Raw genomic sequence first — 15527 nt, 5'->3', positions numbered from 1 at the left:
GCGCCCGATTTTTCGGCAGGATTTGCTCGCATCGCGTATCCTTCGCCCTTGAAAATCGTTTCCCTGCCCGTTCGCCTGCAACGGGCCTCCAGATGATGCAAACACCCTTCCAGACCCTGCGCGACGTGCTGCGCTATGCCGTCACTCGCTTTAGCCGCGCCGAATTGTCATTCGGACATGGCAGCGCCTCCGCTTACGACGAAGCGGCCTACCTGATGCTGCACACGCTGCGCCTGCCACTCGACACGCTCGAGCCGTTCCTGGACGCTCGCTTGTTGCCCGATGAAATCGAGTCGCTGCTCAACGTCATCGAGCGCCGCACGGTGGAGCGCGTGCCTGCTGCCTACCTGACCAACGAAGCCTGGCTGGGCGACTACCGTTTTTATGTTGACACGCGCGTGATCGTGCCGCGTTCGTTCATTGCGGAACTGATCCCCGAGCAATTCCAGCCCTGGATCGCTGATCCGGATGCGGTGGCTCATGTGCTGGAGCTGTGCACCGGTTCCGGCTGCCTGGCGATCATGCTGGCCCAGGTATTCCCCAATGCGCAGGTCGACGCGGTCGACCTGTCGGCCGACGCCTTGCAGGTCGCCGCGCGCAATGTGAAGGATTACCAGCTTCAGGACCAGGTCACGCTGCACCAGTCTGACCTGTACGACGCGCTGCCGCCGGCCCGCAAGTTCGACCTGATCGTTTCCAACCCGCCCTACGTCAATGCGCAGTCGATGAAGGCGCTGCCGCCGGAATACCTGCACGAACCGCAGATGGCGCTGGCCGGCGGCGACGACGGCATGGACCTGGTGCGCCAGATCATTGCCGGTGCGCGCAGCCGCCTGACCGAGCGCGGCGTGCTGGTGGTCGAAATCGGCAACGAGCGGGAAAACGTGGAAGCAGCCTTCCCGCAGCTTGAACTCACCTGGCTGTCGACCAGCGCCGGCGACGACGCCGTATTCCTGGTCACTGCCGACCAATTGCCATAGAGCCTGACCGATGATCCGACTGCAGCAACTTAGCCTGATGCGGGGGCTCAAGCCGCTATTTGAAAACGTCGACCTGACGCTCAACCCGGGCGACCATATCGGCCTGATCGGCCCCAACGGCGCCGGCAAATCGAGCCTGTTCGCACTGTTGCGCGGCGAACTGCATTCCGACCAGGGCAGCATTGACTTTCCGGCGCGCTGGCAAGTCGCGCACGTGGCCCAGGAGACGCCAGCCCTGCCGCGCCCGGCAATTGAATATGCGATCGACGGCGACAATCGCTTGCGCGCGCTGGAACAGCAACTGGCCGATGCTGAACACCTGACCGACGAGGCCGAACACGGCAACCGGGTCGGCGAGCTGCATGGCTTGCTGGCCGACGCCGGCGTCTACACGGTGCGTTCGCGCGCCGAGCAACTGCTGACCGGCCTGGGTTTCAGTTCGGACCAGATGAACCAGCCGGTTTCCAGTTTCTCCGGCGGCTGGCGCATGCGCCTGAACCTGGCGCAGGCGCTGATGTGTCCGTCCGACTTGCTGCTGCTGGACGAGCCGACCAACCACCTGGACCTGGACGCCATCCTGTGGCTGGAAGACTGGTTGAAGCGCTATGAAGGCACGCTGGTCATCATTTCGCATGACCGCGACTTCCTCGATGGCGTGGTGAACGTGATCGTGCACATCGACGAGCGCAAGCTCAAGCGCTACAGCGGCAATTATTCCGCCTTCGAGCGGCAGCGCGCAGCGCAGATGGTGCTGGCGCAGGCAGCGATTGAAAAGCAGGGCCGCCAGCGCGAGCACCTGGAATCGTTCATCAGCCGCTTCCGCGCCAAGGCCAGCAAGGCCAAGCAGGCACAGAGCCGGATGAAGGCGCTGGCGCGCATGGAAGAACTTGCGCCCTTGCGCGCAGCCGCCGAGTTTTCGTTCGAGTTCAAGGAGCCGGCCAGCGCACCCAACCCGCTGATGGTGATGGAAGACGCCGACACCGGCTACCGGCTCGACGACCGCACCGAGAAACGGGTCGTCACCGGCATCAATTTCGCGCTGCAAAACGGCCAGCGCATTGGCCTGCTTGGCGTCAACGGCGCCGGCAAGTCGACGCTGATCAAGACCCTTGCCGGAGAACTCGCGCCGCTGTCGGGCGAAGCGCGTTTCGGACGTGGCCTGGTGATCGGTTATTTCCACCAGCACCAGGTCGACATGTTGCGCCACGATGAATCGCCGCTCTGGCACATGGCGCGCCTGGCGCCCAATGTGCGCGAGCAGGAATTGCGCAATTTCCTGGGCAGTTTCAATTTCAACGGCGTCATGGCCAGCAGCCCGATCGCACCGTTTTCCGGCGGCGAAAAAGCGCGGCTGGCGCTGGCGCTGATCGTCTGGCAACGGCCGAACCTGCTGCTGCTGGACGAGCCAACCAACCACCTGGACCTGGAAACGCGCGAAGCACTGACCGAAGCGCTGGCGCAGTTCGAAGGCACGCTGGTGCTGGTTTCCCATGATCGCCACTTGCTGCGCGCCACCACCGATGAATTCATGATCGTCGCCGACGGCCAGTTGCAGCCCTTCGACGGCGACCTGGACGACTATCGCGACTGGCTGTTCAAGACCCGGCTGACACCGGGCGGCAGCCCTGCCCCGCTGCCAAGTTCTACACCGGTGGTGGCGGTAGCGCCAGTCACGGCGGCGGAGCGCAAGGAACAGAAAAAGCAGGAAGCCGAGGAGCGGCAACGGCGCTCCGGATTGCGCAAGCCGATCGAATCGCAGATCAAACGGCTGGAAGAAAAGATCGCCCGGCAACAGGCGCTAAAGGCCGGCGTCGATGCAAAACTGGCCGACCCGCACATTTACGACGCCGACCGCAAGGACGCACTGAAAGCCCTGGTCGCCGAGCAGGCCTATTGCGCACGCGAGCTGGAAAAGCTGGAAAGCGAGTGGCTCGGCCAGCATGAAGCGCTGGAACAACTCGGCTGATCCATGACCATGCCCATCGACAACCGCAAGACGCTGTCGATCATTGGCGCCGGCAACCTGGGCCGCAGCCTGGGACGGCTGTGGAATGAGCATGGCATATTCAGGATTGCCGATATCGTCACCCGCACACCCGGCAGCGCAGCACAGGCGACCGCCTTCATCGGCGCCGGTCGGGCCGTGGCCGGCCTGCAAGGCCTGGTTGGCGCCGACATCACGCTGATTGCCACCGGCGACGACCAGTTGCCCCTGGTATGCGCGCAACTGGCGGCTACGGGCCATTGGCATTCCGGACAGATCGTCTTTCATTGCAGCGGCGCGCTGACGTCCGCCGTACTGGCGCCGGCCGCCAATGCCGGCGCCAGTATCGCCAGCATTCATCCGATCCGCAGCTTCGCGCAGCCGAACCAGGTACTGGGTTCTTTTGCCGGCACCTGGTGCGGCGTCGAAGGACAAGCGCTCGCGCTGGCCGTGCTCAATCCTGCATTTCAAGCGATCGGCGGTCGTCTGGTTACCATACTGGCCGAGCACAAGACGCTCTATCACGCGGCGGCAGTCATCGCGTCCAATTACCTGGTCACGCTGGCCGATGCGGCGCTGCAAGCCTATGAGGGCGCGGGCGTGCCGCGGGAACAAGCCTTGCAGATGTTGCAACCGCTGATGCACAACACGATGGACAATATTTTCCGGGCCGGCCCGGAAGCGGCGCTGTCGGGCCCGGTTGCGCGCGGCGAGTGGCAAATGGTGGATAGGCAGCAGGAAGCCCTTGCCGCATACCGCCCGGCGCTGGGCGAATTCTACGGCCAGCTGGCGCAGCACACGGCCAGGCTGGCGCAAGGACGCAAGCAGAAATAAGCATCTGGATACTGCGCCGGACCGGCAATCCCGCTGCGACTGCCGATCCCTCAATTCACATAAACGCGCACGTTGCCGATGCGATTGACCAGCCGCATCCTGCGCGTCACATCCCACGCCAGGAACTGCGCGTGATATTCATCGGTCACGACCAGCACCAGCGGCGTGCGTGATGCCGCCGCCGTGAATTGCGCAGCGCTGACCATGATGTCGTTGATCCGCAGCCGATTGCCCCAGAAAAGGTCCGCACTGACGGATTCAACGACGTGGATCGGCTGCGCCAGGTAAAACGCCAGCGACGACTTGCGCTCGAAGTCATGATAAATATAGACCGGCCGACCGGCATGTTCCTGCTGCAGGTTTTGCGCCAGCGCGCGGCTCGATAGCGTTGGCTCCATCGCCCACAGCAGCAGGCCCAACGCTGCAGCAAACCAGAGCGACAGCAGACCATTTGCGACCAGGCTCCACGCCGAGCGCGTCCAGGCGAGCACCGCAAGTGCGCCCGCCAGCAAGCCGGCGCCGCCAAACATGAGCACCAGAAATGTTTTCGCATCCAGTCCCTGGATCACAATGCCTTGCGGCAGGGTTCGCGTCATCGCGACCGCCGCCAGCAATGTGCAGGCAATCACTATCATGATCGGCGGCAGCATGCGCACCCGACTGTGCTGCCAGTCACGCTGGCACACCATCAGCGCCAGGTGGAATGCGGCGAACGGCATCACGGTGACCAGGTAGTAATTCGCCTTGGCGCCGGATACCGAAAAGAACAGCAACGGCAACAGCCAGGCCAGCAACAGGAAGCGGCGCAGCGCCGGCTCGGCCGGTGGACCTGCGGGCGCCGCAAAACGGAGCAGCAACAGGAAGCACCATGGGAACAGGTAAATCACCATGCGCGGCAAGTAATACCACCACGGGCCACCGTAATAGTCATACGGTTCGCGCTTGCCGAGAAAGCGCAGCACATGTTCGTTGTAGAAATAGAACCAGGCAAATATCGGCTCTACGCTGCTGGCCGCAACGTGCCAGGGCAGCACCAGCGCAGCGAAAATCAAGAGTGCGACCGGATCCAGCATTGTCCACAAGCTTCGCCAGAATCCGGCTTGCCGCACGACCAGCAGCGCGCCCAGCAACGCCAAGGAAAACAGCACCAGCGCCACCAGCCCTTTGGTCAGCACCGCCAGCGCCAGTGCCGCATAAGCCCAGCGCAAGCTGGCGCGCCGTCCCGCCTTGAGGAATAACCAGGCATTGAACAGCGCGGCAGTCAGCAATGCAGTCAGCAGCATGTCGAACATCAGCACCCGCGACATGGCCAGCACACCGACGCCGGTGGCAAAGATCAAGGCCGCCAGCCGCCCCTCCCTCTCGTGCCCGGTGCGACGGCCGAACCAGCAAAGCAGCGCCACGCAGGCCAGGGACGACAGCGCCGGCGCCAGGCGCGCGGCCCATTCCACGTAACCGAACAATGCAAACGAGATGGCAGTGAGCCAGTAAAGCAAGGGCGGCTTCTCCATGTAGGGCAAGCCGTTCAGGTGCGGAATGACCCAGGCGCGCCAGTCGTTGGAAGACAGCATTTCGCGCGCAATCGCAGCGTACAGGCCTTCGTTGTTGTCGAGGATGGCGAAGTTGCCGAGTCCGCCAAGCGCGAACACCGACGCCACCGCTGCGAGCAGCCATAGCGGTAACATCAAGGGCGGGGACGCCGGCCAACGGATCGCTTGCTTCATGCCTGGCCGTCCGCCTGCACCGGGCCGTAACCCCCGCCGCCTGGTGTTTCGATCACATAAAGGTCGCCGGCCTGCATCTCGGTGCGGGCCACATGCGGCAGTTCCTCTACCGTGCCGTCCTTGCGCACCACACTGTTGCGGCCGCATGCGCCAGGCATGCCGCCGGCCATGCCGAACGGGGCATGCACGCGATTATTGGACAGCATCGACGCTGTCATCGGCGCGAGGAAGCGGACCTTGCGGATGCCACCGTTGCCGCCGTGCCAGTGACCGGCGCCGCCGGATGCGGCACGGATCGCATAGCTTTCGAGTCGGACCGGGAATCGGAATTCGAGCACTTCCGGATCGGTCAGGCGTGAATTGGTCATGTTGGTCTGGACCACGTCGGTGCCGTCAAAACCTGGCCCGGCGCCGGAGCCGCCAGCCACAGTTTCATAGTATTGATAGTGCGCATTGCCAAAGGTGAAGTTGTTCATGGTGCCCTGCGATGCGGCCAGGTTGCCCAGTGCGCCGTACAACGCATTGGTGATGCAACTGGAGGTTTCCACGTTGCCGGATACGACCGAAGCCGGATAGCGCGGATTGAGCATCGATGCCGGTGGAATGATGACCTTCAGCGGCTTCAGGCATCCGGCATTCAACGGGATGTCGTCATCCACCAGCGTGCGGAACACGTACAGCACGGCCGCCATGCAGACGGCGGAAGGGGCGTTGAAGTTATTGGTCTGTTGGGGCGAGGTGCCGGTGAAATCGATCTCGGCGCTGCGTTGCGCGCGATCGACCCGAATCGCGACCCGGATGATTGCGCCATTGTCGAGCGGGACTTCGAAACTGCCGTCCTTCAGCTGCGTGATCACGCGGCGCACGGCCTCTTCGGCATTGTCCTGCACGTGCTGCATGTAGGCCTGCACTACGGGCAGGCTGAAATGCGCAACCATGCGCCGCAGCTCGTCGACGCCTTTCTGGTTGGCAGCGACCTGTGCCCGCAGGTCGGCCAGGTTCTGGTCCGGGTTGCGGGCCGGATACCTGGCGCTGGCAAGCAGCGCGCGGCATTCCTGTTCACGCAGGCGCCCATTGGCGACCAGCTTGAAATTGGTGATCAGCACACCTTCTTCTTCGACCACGGTGGAGTCGGGCGGCATCGAGCCCGGCGTGGTGCCGCCGATATCGGCATGATGGCCGCGCGAACCGACGTAGAACAGCAAGTCCTCACCGGCCTGGTCGAATACCGGCGTGATGACGGTGACGTCAGGCAGGTGGGTGCCGCCGTGATACGGATCGTTGAGCATGTAGACGTCGCCGGGCGCCATGCTGCCGGCATTGTCGCGGATCACGGTCTTGATGCTCTCGCCCATTGAGCCCAGGTGGACTGGCATGTGCGGCGCATTGGCGATCAGGTTGCCGTCAGCGTCAAAGATGGCGCAACTGAAGTCGAGCCGCTCCTTGATGTTGACCGAGTACGCTGTGTTCTGCAGCCGCGAACCCATTTGCCCGGCGATCGACATGAACAGGTTGTTGAATATTTCAAGCATGACCGGATCGGCGCTGGTGCCGGGGGCTTGCCGCTGCGGCCGCTCCAGCACCCGCCTGAGGACCAGGTGATTGTGGGGCGTCACCTGCGCCTGCCAGCCGGGTTCGACGACGGTGGTGGCATTGTCTTCCGCTATCACGGCGGGACCATCGATGCGGTCGCCCGGCTGCAAGCGGGCGCGCAAGTACAGCCCGGTGTCGTGCCAGGCATCGGCGCAGTGCATCTGCACACGGGCGTCTGCGACCAGTGGCGTCGCGCGCGGCGCCTGCGGCAGCAGCGATTCAAGCGGCGCGTCGCCGCCGCCGCTTGCCTCCACCGAGACGGCTTCGACGATCAAGGCCTTGCCTGGCATCAGGAAGGCAAAGCGCTGCTGATAGGCGGCTTCGAATTGCGCGCGCATTTGCGCCTGGCCGGCATGGAGCACGACCAGCGCCGTATCGGTGCCCTCGTAGCGTAGGTGAACGCGCTGCGCGATTTGTATTCGCGCCGCCGCCACGCCCTGCGCGCGCAGGGTGTCGGCAGCTTCGGTGCTCAATGCCTGCAACGCCTGGGCCAGCACCGGCATTGCGTGCTCGTCGAGCCGCTGTTCAATTGCCTGTTCACGCATGGCGGTCTGGTCTGCCAGGCCCATGCCATAAGCGGACAACACACCGGCCAGCGGATGAATGAAAACCTGGCGCATGCCCAGCGCATCAGCCACCAGGCAGGCATGCTGCCCGCCGGCGCCGCCAAAGGTAGTCAATACGTATTGCGTGACGTCGTGCCCGCGCTGCACCGAAATCTGCTTGATCGCATTGGCCATATTGGCGACGGCGATTTCGATGAAGCCGGCGGCGACTTGCTCGGCCGTGACCGGCTTGCCGGTCGACTGCTGCACCTGCTGCGCCATTGCGCTGAACTGCTGCTGCACGACATCGCGGTCGAGCGCTTGCTTGCCATCCACACCGAACAGTGACGGAAACCAGGCCGGCTGGATCTTGCCGAGCATGACGTTGCAGTCGGTCACGGTCAGCGGGCCGCCGCGCCGGTAACATGCCGGCCCGGGGTTGGCACCGGCGCTGTCGGGCCCGACGCGGTAACGGGCGCCGTCGAAATGCAGGATAGAGCCGCCGCCAGCGGCGACGGTATGGATGCTCATCATCGGCGCGCGCATGCGCACGCCGGCGACCTGGGTGTCAAACACCCGTTCGAATTCGCCGGTGAAATGGGAAACGTCGGTCGAGGTGCCGCCCATGTCAAAGCCGATCACCTTGTCAAAGCCTGCCAGCTGGCTGGTACGCGCCATCCCGACCACGCCGCCGGCCGGGCCGGACAGGATGCTGTCCTTTCCCTGGAAAGCGCGGGCGTCTGCCAGGCCGCCGCTGGATTGCATGAACTGCAGCTTGATGCCCGGCAGTTCGCTGCTGATGCGCTCCACATAGCGGCGCAGGATCGGCGACAGATAAGCGTCGACCACCGTGGTATCGCCGCGCGGAACCAGCTTCATCAGCGGGCTGACCCGGTGCGACACTGAAATCTGCTGATAACCGATTTGCGCCGCCAGCGCGGCGATGCGCTCTTCATGCTGGTGGAATCGGTAGCCATGCATCAGCACGATGGCAATCGCCCGCAGGCCGCGGTCATACGCCTGCTGCAGTTGTCGGCGGGCATGGCCCTCGTCCAGCGCAAGGACGATGTCGCCATGCGCGCCAACGCGCTCGTCGATTTCGATGACCTCGCGGTACAGCAACTCGGGCAGCACGATGTGGCGGTCGAACAGCCGCGGGCGGTTCTGGTAGGCGATCCGCAAGGCATCGCCAAAGCCACGGGTAATGGCCAGCAACAAGGGCTCGCCCTTGCGTTCGAGCAAGGCGTTGGTGGCGACCGTGGTGCCCATCTTCACCACCTCGACCTGGCCGGCAGGTATCGGCTGGCCAGGCGCGACTCCCAGCAAATGGCGGATGCCGGCCACGGCAGCGTCGGCATACAGGCCCGGATTATCGGAAAGCAGCTTGTGTGTCGCCACGGATCCATCTGGCCGCCTGGCGACGATGTCGGTGAAGGTGCCTCCGCGGTCAATCCAGAATTGCCAGCCTTCCATAAAATCCAGCCCGGTGTGGGGTGTCAGTGAGGTGATGTGCGCAGGGGCGAAAAAGCATTGCGCCTGCAACAAGTCGTGCATTCTCGCATGAAGACTTGCGCGCCTGAAGTGTTTGCGGCGACATCAATGCCCGCTGCTTGTGCCGAGCTTGTCCCGGCAGTAGCCGATGCAGCCAGCAGCAACGAAACTTTACGGCCGAAAGTATTTCCAACCATTAGCCACAGGGGATTGCGCGTCGCCATTTCTTATTTGCCTGTGCCGCGCAATCGGAGGACAACCAGTACAGGAAGGAAGGGACATCATGAAAACAATCAGGAAGTTTGCGGCAGGGACGATCACGATTACCGTATTGGCGACCATGTTGGGCTGCTCCGGCATGTCCACACAGGATCGCAACACCGCAATCGGTGCTGGTGTTGGCGCCGTGGGCGGCTCGGTCCTGACCGACGGCAGCACACTGGGCACAGTCGGCGGCGCCGTGGTCGGCGGCGCGGTTGGCCGCCAGGTCGGCAAGTAAGCAATCCGGCCAGGTGCGCATGGTGCGCCGCCGCTGATGCAGGTAGCCGTCATTGGCGGTGGCGTCGTCGGCGTTTGCAGCGCCTACTTCCTTGCTGCGGCCGGACATCAGGTCGTGGTGCTGGAGCGCTACGGCAATGTGGCCGAGGAGGCCAGCTTCGCCAATGCCGGCCTGGTGTCGCCGGGCCTGGCCGGACCGATCGCGGCGCCCGGCGCGCCGCGGCGCCTGATCGGCTGGCTGTCGCGGCCCCAAGCGCCGGTTTTCATCAGGCCCGATGTGCGGCCAGCGCTGTGGCGCTGGTTGCGGCGTTGGGTGGACGAGTGCCAGCTTGACCGCTTCCGGGTCAACAAGGAGCGCATGCAGCGCCTGGCTGGCTACAGCCAGTCTGTGCTGGCGGCTTTGCGCGAGCACCATGCGCTGGACTACCAGCAAACGCGCGGCATCCTGCAATTGATCCGTTCGCCGCAGGAACTGCAACTGGCCGGGCCCTTGCTGGACATGCTGGCGCAATGCGGCCACCCACACCGCCAGGTCGATCCGGATGCGGCGCGCCTGATCGAGCCGGCATTGTCGGATTCCACACCGCTAGCCGCCGCCATCCACTTCCCGAACGACGAAAGCGGCAATTGCGCGCTGTTTGCCCGCCAGTTGCGCAGCATCTGCCAGGACCTCGGAGTCGAGTTCCATTTCAACAGCCTGGTCGACAACATCGCCCCTGCCGCCAATGCAGTGGGCTTCAATATCGAAGGCCGGAGCTTTTCGGCTGATGCCGTGGTGATTGCCGCCGGCGTGCACAGCGCTGCACTGCTGCGCGGCATCGGGCCGGCACTGCCGCTTTATCCGGTCAACGGATTTTCCGCAACGGCGAATATCAAGAACTTCGATTGCGCCCCCCTGGCTGCCGTGTTTGACGACAGCTACCAGCTTGCCATCACGCGCATGGGCAACCGGGTCCGCGTCGCCGGGACTTTCGAGTTGGGCAAGGAGGACTTGAGGCTCAGTCCCCCGGCGCTGCGCACCCTGGTCAAATGCGGCAATGACTGGTTTGCGGACGCGGCGAATTACAATAGCGCCAGTTTCTGGTGCGGCGCCTGTGCCATGCTGCCGGAAGGGGTGCCGCTGCTGGGCGCCACGGCGGCGCGCAATGTATTTGTCAACATCGCGCATGGCAACCATGGCTGGGCCATGGCGCCGGGGTCAGGCAAGATCATTGCCGACCTGGTTTCCGGGCGCGCACCCGACATCGATCTGGACGGACTTACCTTGGCGCGATATGGATAGAGTGGACTGTGTAGTAGTGGGGGCCGGCGTGGTCGGGCTGGCGATTGCGCGCTGCCTGGCGCTGGCCGGGCGCGAAGTCATGGTGCTGGAAGCGCATCCGGGGATCGGCATGGAAACCAGTTCGCGCAACAGCGAAGTGATCCACGCCGGCCTGTATTACCCGACCGGCAGCCTGAAGGCGACGCTGTGCGTACCGGGACGCGATGCGCTGTATGCCTATTGCGACGAGCGCGGCGTGGACTACCGGCGCTGCGGCAAGCTGATTGTGGCTGCTAGCCAATCCCAGCTTCCCAAGCTGCAGGCGATACAGGCGCAAGCCCACGCCAACGGCTGCACTGAGGTGCAAATGATCAGCGCTGACGCCGCCCGGGCGATGGAGCCGGCACTGTCGTGCGTGATGGCGCTGCACTCGCCCAATACCGGCATCATCGACAGCCACGGCTACATGCTGGCGCTGCAGGGTGACGCGGAAAACGCCGGCGCCCTGTTTGCCTTCGACAGCCGGGTCACGGGCGGGCAAGCCACGGCAAGCGGCATCGCGCTGCAAGTCACATCCGGCGACGGTGGCCAGAGCGAGATCGAAGCCGGATTGCTGATCAATGCGGCAGGCCTCTGGTCGGTGCAACTGGCCACACGCATCGCCGGCCTGTCGCACGACGGTTTGCCGCAGGCCTACTTCGCCAAGGGAAATTATTACTCGCTGGCCGGACGCGCACCGTTCACCCACCTGATTTATCCGGTGCCCGAGCCTGGCGGCCTGGGCGTGCACCTGACGATCGACCTTGGCGGCCAGGCCCGCTTCGGTCCGGACGTCGAGTGGCTGGCCGATGTCAGTGACGGTATCGACTACCAGGTGGACCCGCGGCGGGCCGACAAGTTTTATCACGCCATCCGCAGCTATTGGCCCGGGCTTGCCGACGCCGCCTTGCAACCGGCTTATTCCGGCGTGCGGCCCAAGATCAGTGCGCCCGATGCGCCGGCTGCCGATTTCCTGTTCACCTCGCACGGCAATGCCCACTATATCGGCCTGTATGGCATGGAATCGCCGGGCCTGACGGCATCGCAGGCAATTGCCGAGCACATTGCTGCGATGGCGCAGGCACGGCCTTGTGCGCCGCCTGCGGCGCTGGCGGGACACCGATGACAAGCTGCGGGGCGCTAGCCGGGTCGTACAACCCGGCCCGATACCATGCCGCCTGACACAGCCAACGCGATACCGACCACGCCCATGTCCCAAGCCGACACCAGGCCGCAGCCGCTGTACACCGTCACCGAACTGCGCGCCATCGAGCACGCAGCGATGGCAGCGCTGCCGCCGCACACGCTGATGCAACGCGCAGGCAAGGCGGCTGCCGAACTGGCGGTGGAACTTGCCGGGACCGCATCTGCCCGCATCCTGGTCGTGGCGGGACCGGGCAACAACGGCGGCGATGCCATGCTGGCAGCCAGCCAGCTATGCGAGGCCGGACATGATGCGCATGTGCTGCTGTACGCCGCCCCGTCCGCCCTGCGCGGCGATGCCGCCCTGGCCTACCGGCATGCCTGCGAGCGCAGCGTGCCCTTCCATCTCCCCGCTACCGCAGCGGCGCTGTTTGACGAGGCCTGGAACCTGGTCCTGGATGGACTGTTCGGCATTGGACTTGCGCGCAGCATCGATGGCGAACTGCGCGACGCAATCCTGGCGATCAACCAGCTTGCCTGTCCGGTGCTGGCGCTGGACATTCCCAGCGGACTCGATGCCGACACCGGCATGACGGTCGGCGCCGACGGTGTTGCCGTCCATGCGAGCCACACCATCACGTTCATCGGCGACAAGCCGGGGTTGCATACCGGCGTGGCGCGCGACCACACGGGCCGCATCGCGCTGGCCGACCTCGGCATCAGTCCTGCCTTGTTCCCGCAAGCGCAAGCAAGGCTCAATACGATTGAATCGTTTGCGCGCCAGTTGCGTGTCCGCCGGCACGCCAGCCACAAAGGCAGTTTTGGCGATGTCATGATACTTGGCGGCGCTGCCGGCATGACCGGCGCGCCGATCCTCGGCGCACGGGCGGCGCTGCACTGCGGCGCCGGGCGCGTGTTCATCGGCTTTGTCGGCCCTGGCTTGTCGGCCGACAGCGGCCAGCCGGAATTGATGTGCCGCGATGCCGCTTCACTCGACTTGTCGCATGGCGTGGTGGTCGCCGGGCCTGGCATGGGCGATTCCCGCGCGGCGCAGGATCTGCTCGCGCGCGCGCTCAGCACCGCGGCGCCCTTGCTGCTCGATGCCGATGCCCTGAACCTGATTGCACTGGAAGGCGGTTTGGCCGAGCGCCTGGCATTGCGCCGTGCGCCCGGCATCCTGACGCCGCATCCGCTGGAAGCGGCACGCCTGCTCGGTTGCGCCGCGGCCGACGTGCAGGCAGACCGACCGGCAGCGGCCAGGAAGCTGGCCGCCCGCTTCAACACGGTTGTCGTGCTCAAAGGCTCGGGCACCGTCATCGCCCATCCCGATGGCACGATCGCGATCAATCCAAACGGCAATCCGGCGCTGGCAACGGCCGGTAGCGGTGACGTGCTGGCCGGTATCGGCGGCGCATTGCTGGCCCAGCACTGGCCGGCCTGGGAGGCGGCGCTTGGCGCGGTCTGGCTGCATGGGGCTGCCGCCGACCGCGTGGTGGCGCAGGGGACCGGGCCCATCGGCCTGTCGGCGTCGGAACTGATTCCGGTGGTGCGCGCATTGTTGAATGAACTGGTGAACCAGCTGGCCGGCACCAAGCGCGATAACTGAGCTATCAGGACAGGCGGCCAGCCGTGATGGTGACCGTGCGCTGGCACAAGGCGGCAATCGCAGGATCATGCGTCACCAGCACCAGCGTCGATCCACGCTCGCGGTTCAGTTCGAACATCAGCTTGATGACCGCCTCGCCGGTGGCAGCGTCCAGGCTTCCGGTCGGTTCATCGGCCAGCAGCAAGGGCGGCTCACCGACGAATGCGCGCGCAAGCGCCACCCGTTGCTGTTCGCCGCCAGAGAGGTATTTCGGGTAATGCGCCAGCCGCGAACCCAGGCCCACGCGTTCCAGCATGTGCCGGGCAAGTTGCCGGGCCTGGCCGTCGCCCTTGAGTTCAAGCGGCAGCATCACATTTTCCAGGGCGGTCAGGTGCGGCAACAATTGGAAGGACTGGAATACGAAGCCGAGGTCGCTCATGCGCAGCGCCGCGCGACCGTCCTCATTGAGTGCGAAGATATCGACCCCATGTATCTTCACGGAGCCGGCAGTTGGCGTGTCCAGTCCTGCCAGCAAGCCGAGCAGGGTTGACTTGCCAGAGCCGGATGCGCCGATGATGGCAAGCGTGTCCCCGGTCCCCAAGGTAAAATTCACGTTGTCCAGTATGGTCAATTCGCCTGTGGCGTCTGCAACGCGCTTGGTGAGGTTGACGGCTTCGATGGCAACAGCGTTCGCGAGAGGATTTTTCATGCAGTTCAGCGTTCCCAGGATGGCTTGGCGATTTGCCGTGATGCATTTGTCGCAGGTGATGCGTGCGTTGATTGCCTTGCGTGCAGCAAAGCTGGTGCGCATGCTGCCCATGATACTGATGACAAGCTTGCTGATGCAGGGCACCGTCGCGCATTCTGCATCAAAAACGGTGCTCGTGCTGGGCGACAGCCTGTCGGCTGAGTACGGACTGGCACGCGGGACTGGCTGGGTGACGCTGCTGGAAAAACGCCTTGACGGCAAGTACGCCGGCACAAAAATCGTCAACGCCAGCATCAGCGGCGAAACCACCAGCGGTGGACGCGCCCGGCTTGACGCCCTGCTGCAAAAGCACCGCCCGCAGATCCTGATCCTGGAGCTTGGCGCCAACGATGGCCTGCGCGGATTGTCGATCGAAGCCACCGAGAGCAACCTGCGCGCAATGATTGCACAAGCAAAAAAAGCCCGGCTCGCGGTCATCCTGGTCGGCATGCAGATACCGCCCAACTACGGCGCCGATTACACCCGTCGCTTTGCCAACCTGTATCCCAAGCTGGCCAAAGAGAACAAATTGGCGCTGGTGCCCTTCCTGTTCGACGGCCTGGGCGACCAGCCGCAAATGTTCCAGTCCGACCGCATCCATCCGACCGCAGAAGCGCAGCCGATCATGCTCGACAACGTCTGGTCGCAATTGAAACCCCTGCTGCGTTAAAGGCTGCATGAAAGACATGAAGCCATGAAGACATGAATCCATGAAGTATCCCGCCCTGCTTTCCATCGACGACGTGCTGCCGGTACTCAATGACTTCGACGCCGTGATTGACGTGCGCAGCCCATCGGAATTTGCGCTCGACCATATTCCTGGCGCGATCAACTGCCCGGTGCTGGACGACGAGGAGCGCATTGAAATCGGCACGCTGTACAAGCAAGTCAGTCCGTTCGAGGCCAAGAAACGCGGCGCAGCCCTGGTCTCGCGCAATATCGGCCTGCATATCGAACGCCAGTTCCTCGACAAGCCACGTGACTGGAAACCCTTGATTTATTGCTGGCGTGGCGGCAACCGCAGCGGTTCGCTGGCACATGTGCTGGCCCGCATAGGCTGGCCGGCGATACAACTCGATGGCGGCTACAAGCAATACCGGCA

Annotated in this window: 12 protein-coding genes; 9 read left to right on the top strand and 3 right to left on the bottom strand. The window is 64.2% G+C overall.

Translation table 11 applies throughout. From position 1 onward, the window contains the following. Positions 1-95 precede the first annotated feature (95 nt). From prmB to Q7T64_RS05295, 3 genes are read left to right on the top strand one after another with little or no spacing between them, the layout of a single operon-like run. Positions 96-980, top strand: coding sequence for a 50S ribosomal protein L3 N(5)-glutamine methyltransferase (gene prmB / locus Q7T64_RS05305; RefSeq protein WP_304792365.1), 885 nt, complete (start codon positions 96-98; stop codon positions 978-980). A gap of 10 nt (positions 981-990) precedes the next feature. Next, positions 991-2946, top strand: coding sequence for a ribosomal protection-like ABC-F family protein (abc-f, locus tag Q7T64_RS05300; protein WP_304792356.1), 1956 nt, complete (start codon positions 991-993; stop codon positions 2944-2946). A 3-nt stretch (positions 2947-2949) separates the two neighbouring features. Further along, entirely contained in the window at positions 2950-3798 is an 849-nt protein-coding gene (locus tag Q7T64_RS05295; RefSeq protein ID WP_304792352.1) for a Rossmann-like and DUF2520 domain-containing protein, read from the top strand. Between the two features lie 50 nt (positions 3799-3848). On the opposite strand, the gene Q7T64_RS05290 is transcribed toward Q7T64_RS05295, so the two are convergent. Together Q7T64_RS05290 and Q7T64_RS05285 are read right to left on the bottom strand one after the other, a co-directional pair. Beyond that, a complete protein-coding gene (locus Q7T64_RS05290) occupies positions 3849-5522 on the bottom strand; it encodes a glycosyltransferase family 39 protein (RefSeq protein WP_304792348.1) in 1674 nt (557 codons plus the stop codon). Then, the gene (locus Q7T64_RS05285) at positions 5519-9133 is read right to left on the bottom strand and encodes a hydantoinase B/oxoprolinase family protein (RefSeq protein ID WP_304792344.1); all 3615 of its coding nucleotides are present in this window, start codon (positions 9131-9133) and stop codon (positions 5519-5521) included. Before Q7T64_RS05285 ends, Q7T64_RS05290 begins: the two co-directional genes overlap by 4 nt. A gap of 301 nt (positions 9134-9434) precedes the next feature. Here Q7T64_RS05285 and Q7T64_RS05280 point away from each other — a divergent pair, with 301 nt between their 5' ends. The 4 genes from Q7T64_RS05280 (at position 9435) to Q7T64_RS05265 (ending at position 13698) form a co-directional block, all read left to right on the top strand. After that, entirely contained in the window at positions 9435-9650 is a 216-nt protein-coding gene (locus Q7T64_RS05280; protein WP_304792341.1) for a glycine zipper 2TM domain-containing protein, read from the top strand. A gap of 36 nt (positions 9651-9686) precedes the next feature. Continuing rightward, a complete protein-coding gene (locus tag Q7T64_RS05275; protein WP_304792338.1) occupies positions 9687-10931 on the top strand; it encodes a D-amino acid dehydrogenase in 1245 nt (414 codons plus the stop codon). Continuing rightward, entirely contained in the window at positions 10924-12075 is a 1152-nt protein-coding gene (locus Q7T64_RS05270) for an NAD(P)/FAD-dependent oxidoreductase (RefSeq protein WP_304792335.1), read from the top strand. Before Q7T64_RS05275 ends, Q7T64_RS05270 begins: the two co-directional genes overlap by 8 nt. An 84-nt stretch (positions 12076-12159) precedes the next feature. Beyond that, positions 12160-13698 (top strand): NAD(P)H-hydrate dehydratase, encoded by a 1539-nt coding sequence (locus Q7T64_RS05265; protein WP_304792362.1) that lies wholly within the window; start codon positions 12160-12162, stop codon positions 13696-13698. A 4-nt stretch (positions 13699-13702) separates the two neighbouring features. Here Q7T64_RS05265 and Q7T64_RS05260 read toward each other — a convergent pair whose 3' ends face one another. Further along, positions 13703-14386: an ABC transporter ATP-binding protein gene (locus tag Q7T64_RS05260; protein ID WP_304792330.1), complete on the bottom strand. Its 684-nt coding sequence runs from the start codon at positions 14384-14386 to the stop codon at positions 13703-13705. Positions 14387-14444: 58 nt separating this feature from the next. Here Q7T64_RS05260 and Q7T64_RS05255 point away from each other — a divergent pair, with 58 nt between their 5' ends. Both Q7T64_RS05255 and Q7T64_RS05250 read left to right on the top strand, forming a co-directional pair. Continuing rightward, positions 14445-15095, top strand: coding sequence for an arylesterase (locus Q7T64_RS05255; protein WP_370653256.1), 651 nt, complete (start codon positions 14445-14447; stop codon positions 15093-15095). 40 nt (positions 15096-15135) lie between these two features. Then, positions 15136-15527 (top strand): rhodanese-like domain-containing protein (locus Q7T64_RS05250; protein WP_304792326.1); only part of this gene is annotated, 392 nt, incomplete at its 3' end.

Origin of the sequence: Lacisediminimonas sp. (genome assembly GCF_030645335.1) — a bacterium.
GTDB lineage: Bacteria > Pseudomonadota > Gammaproteobacteria > Burkholderiales > Burkholderiaceae_D > Lacisediminimonas.
This window is presented reverse-complemented; position numbering and strand designations above follow the sequence as displayed.

Bases quoted from the DNA above. Each gene is read 5' to 3' on its own strand.
- Q7T64_RS05275 (WP_304792338.1), top strand. From the start codon at position 9,687: ATGCAGGTAGCCGTCATTGGCGGTGGCGTCGTCGGCGTTTGCAGCGCC.
- Q7T64_RS05255 (WP_370653256.1), top strand. From the start codon at position 14,445: ATGCGTGCGTTGATTGCCTTGCGTGCAGCAAAGCTGGTGCGCATGCTG.
- prmB (WP_304792365.1), top strand. From the start codon at position 96: ATGCAAACACCCTTCCAGACCCTGCGCGACGTGCTGCGCTATGCCGTC.
- Q7T64_RS05285 (WP_304792344.1), bottom strand. From the start codon at position 9,133: ATGGAAGGCTGGCAATTCTGGATTGACCGCGGAGGCACCTTCACCGAC.
- Q7T64_RS05270 (WP_304792335.1), top strand. From the start codon at position 10,924: ATGGATAGAGTGGACTGTGTAGTAGTGGGGGCCGGCGTGGTCGGGCTG.
- Q7T64_RS05260 (WP_304792330.1), bottom strand. From the start codon at position 14,386: ATGAAAAATCCTCTCGCGAACGCTGTTGCCATCGAAGCCGTCAACCTC.
- Q7T64_RS05295 (WP_304792352.1), top strand. From the start codon at position 2,950: ATGACCATGCCCATCGACAACCGCAAGACGCTGTCGATCATTGGCGCC.
- abc-f (WP_304792356.1), top strand. From the start codon at position 991: ATGATCCGACTGCAGCAACTTAGCCTGATGCGGGGGCTCAAGCCGCTA.
- Q7T64_RS05290 (WP_304792348.1), bottom strand. From the start codon at position 5,522: ATGAAGCAAGCGATCCGTTGGCCGGCGTCCCCGCCCTTGATGTTACCG.
- Q7T64_RS05265 (WP_304792362.1), top strand. From the start codon at position 12,160: ATGTCCCAAGCCGACACCAGGCCGCAGCCGCTGTACACCGTCACCGAA.
- Q7T64_RS05280 (WP_304792341.1), top strand. From the start codon at position 9,435: ATGAAAACAATCAGGAAGTTTGCGGCAGGGACGATCACGATTACCGTA.